Annotated in this window: 2 protein-coding genes and 1 pseudogene; 2 read left to right on the forward strand and 1 reads right to left on the reverse strand. The window is 66.6% G+C overall.

Going from position 1 to position 3,039, the window contains the following annotated elements; genetic code table 11:
* Window positions 1–344 (reverse strand): annotated as a pseudogene (locus tag ABEA30_RS07480) (IS21 family transposase); the annotation flags it as partial.
* 165 nt (window positions 345–509) lie between these two features.
* Between ABEA30_RS07480 and istA the strand changes: the two are divergent.
* Both istA and istB read left to right on the forward strand, forming a co-directional pair.
* Entirely contained in the window at window positions 510–2,081 is a 1,572-nt protein-coding gene (istA, locus tag ABEA30_RS07485) for an IS21 family transposase (protein ID WP_345581336.1), read from the forward strand.
* Window positions 2,078–2,860, forward strand: a complete 783-nt coding sequence (gene istB, locus ABEA30_RS07490) for an IS21-like element helper ATPase IstB (RefSeq protein ID WP_345581339.1) — start codon at window positions 2,078–2,080, stop codon at window positions 2,858–2,860. The genes istA and istB overlap by 4 nt, the downstream gene beginning before the upstream one ends.
* Window positions 2,861–3,039: the final 179 nt, after the last annotated feature.

Here is a 3,039-nt window from a genome sequence, read left to right on the forward strand (position 1 = left end):
TGGTAGGTCTTGCAGAACCGGTCATAGCCCATCGCCGGCACCCGCTCCGCGGCGCACGAGTCGGTGTATTCGACGTGGAGCAGTTTCAGCGTGACCCCGACCCTGGCCATCTCCCTGTGGACCTGGTCCCAGTCCGGGGAAGCGAACACCGTGTCGTGCTCACCCCGCCCCGGGAACAACAGGCGATAGACCTCGTCGTTGCTGCGCTGGGAGACGTCGTCCCACGACACCCCCGCGGTGTCGGCGGCCTCGAACACCGCCATCACGGACTTGCGTGACATCTGCTGGGACGCGGCGATCGCCCGCCCCGACAGGCCCTCGGCGCGAAGCTTGCAAGCGGACATGACAGCCTCCTTGTAGACGGACAAGGACTTCCCTGCTGACGGACAGTTGATCTCCCTGTCTGAGGCCATCGGGACCCCAATCGTGTCGGTCCCACGAATGAGGCGTCCCTCCGGTGTTTGCTCGAGGTCTTCGACCACCACGAGCAGGTTCCACCGGAGGGACACATGAAGAAGTCTGACAGGGAGATCATGGAAATTTTGGAGGCGTTCGACGCCACGGAGAGTGCGCACTCTGCCGCGCAGTTGGCGGGGGTGGATCCCAAGACGATGCGCCGCTATGTCGCTGCGAGGGATTCAGGCCGGCCGGTGACGGGCCCTGCCCGACGGCCCAGGATGCTGGATGGGTTCATGCCCAAGATCGAGGACTGGGTCGAGCAGGGCAAGGGCAAAGTCCGCGCCGATGTGATCCATACCCGGCTCGTCGCGATGGGATTCGACGGCACGGAGCGAACCACCCGGCGGGCGGTCGCTGCGGTGAAGGCCGCTTGGCGGGCCGGGCACCGGCGAACGTATCGGCCGTGGATCACCGAGCCGGGCCTGTGGTTGCAGTTCGACTGGGGACAGGGCCCCAGAGTTCCCGGTCCGGGCGGGCAACTGCGGACGACGTTGTTGTTCTGCGCCTGGTTGGCGTGGTCCAGGTTCCGGGTCGTGATCCCGGTCTGGGACCAGACCTTGCCGACGTTGATCGCATGTCTGGACGCCACGCTGCGGCAGATGGGTGGGGTCCCGTCGTATCTGTTGACCGACAACGCCAAGACCGTCACCGTCGACCACGTCGCCGGTGTCGCGGTCAGGCATCCACAGATCGTGGAAGTCGCCCGCCACTACGGATGCCAGGTCTACACGTGTGTCCCGTTCGACCCGGAGTCGAAGGGCGGCACCGAAGCGACGGTCCGGTTGGCGAAGGCTGACCTGGTCCCCACGGACGCGAACCTGCGTGAGTCGTATGGGTCCTTCGCGGAGTTGGAGCAGGCGTGTGTCGAGTTCATGGGCAAGGTCAACGGCCGCAAACATCGCGAGACCGCCAGGATCCCAGCCGATGCTCTGGTCGATGAGCGCCACCGGCTGCACATGCTGCCAGTCGCCCCGCACACGGTCGCGTTGGGTCAGACGCGCACGGTCAACACTGACCAGACGATCAGGTTCGGGTCGGTGCGCTACTCCACCCCGCCTGGGCTTGTCGGGGCTGAGGTTTGGGTCCGGGCAGCTGGGGACGAGCTGGTGGTCGTGGCCGACCTTGATGCCCTCCCAGCGGCGCCGGAATGGGTTGCTGGCCGGCGGGGTCTTGCGGAGGTCTGCAGGCATCGGCTCTCGACGCCCGGCAACCCGATGATCGATCTGGCTCACTACCCGCACCATCCCCAGGACCCCGACGGGTCACCCCGAGTGCCCCAGCCACGGCCACGCAGCCGAGCTGAGGCAGAGTTCCTCCAGCTGGGTCAGGGGGCTGTCTCGTGGCTGGTTGAGGCCGCAGCTGCAGGGACGGTCCGGATCCGGTCGAAGATGGCCGCCGCGGTCGAACTCGCCGCCCTCATCGGCACCGACGCCGTCGATGCCGCCTTGGGTGTCGCTGCCGCGGCGGGCCGGTTCGCCGAAGGTGATCTGGCAGCGATCGTCGAACACCAAGCCAGCGGCGCCACCAACGCCGACCTCGTCATCGCTGACGAGTCCCACTCCGCCCAGCCAGGCACCGCAGCCTGGGCCAACTTCACCACTTCGAAGGAACACAGCTCATGAACCCCACCACCATGCACCCGGCGCCGCCGCTGCCAGAGGACCTCACGGGTCTGCTGCGAAGGATGCGGCTGCCCTACCTACGCGCCGCAGCCCCCGAGGTGTTGGCCACCGCGAAAGCCCAACGCTGGGACCCCACAGAAGTCCTGCGGGTGCTCCTGAGCGAGGAGATCCGTGGTCGGGACGAAGCCACCAAAGCCATGCGGCGCAAAGCCGCCGGACTCCCAGCCGGGAAAACGTTCAACTCCTGGCGGGAACACGATTCCTCCATCCCGGCCCCGACCCAGTCCGCCCTCGCCGGCCTGGAATGGATCAGCCGCGCCGAGAACCTCGCCATCACCGGGCCTTCCGGGACCGGGAAGACCCACTTCGTTGAGGCGCTGGCCCACAACGTCATCGACGCCGGCATGCGGGTGTCCTGGTTCACCCTGGAATCCCTCACCGCTGCGATCACCCGCGCTGGAGCAGACAACTCGGTCAACAAGGTGATCGCCCGCATCACCCGGGCTGAACTGATCGTGGTTGACGACATCGGCATGCTGCCCTCCGGGCAAGCCGCCGCCGAAGCGTTCTACCGCCTGGTCGATGCCACCTACGAACGACGGTCTCTGGCGGTCACCAGCAACCTCCACCCCGCCGGGTTCGACACCATCATGCCGAAAACCCTCGCCACCGCAGCCGTCGACAGGCTCCTCCACCACGCCCACGTCATCGTCACCGAAGGCACCTCTCTACGCCTCACCGAAGCCACCGCCGGACGCGGGGTAATCCCCTTGCACTAACACCAACACGGGGAGATCAGCTGACCGCAGACAGGGAGATGAACTGTCCGCCGACAAGGAGATCCCATGACCGCCCACAGGGACTTCCCCGTGTCCCTTGACAAAGCGGCTCTTCACAATCGAGGGTGTAGGTAGCGCTGTTCGGGGTTGCGGCGTGGCGGCTGGCTGAAGGGGTCGAG

Source organism: Tessaracoccus lubricantis, from assembly GCF_039544535.1.
Lineage (GTDB): Bacteria > Actinomycetota > Actinomycetes > Propionibacteriales > Propionibacteriaceae > Arachnia > Arachnia lubricantis.

Excerpts from the sequence above, each read along its gene's own strand:
- istA (WP_345581336.1), top strand. The coding sequence starts at position 510 with ATGAAGAAGTCTGACAGGGAGATCATGGAAATTTTGGAGGCGTTCGAC.
- istB (WP_345581339.1), top strand. The coding sequence starts at position 2,078 with ATGAACCCCACCACCATGCACCCGGCGCCGCCGCTGCCAGAGGACCTC.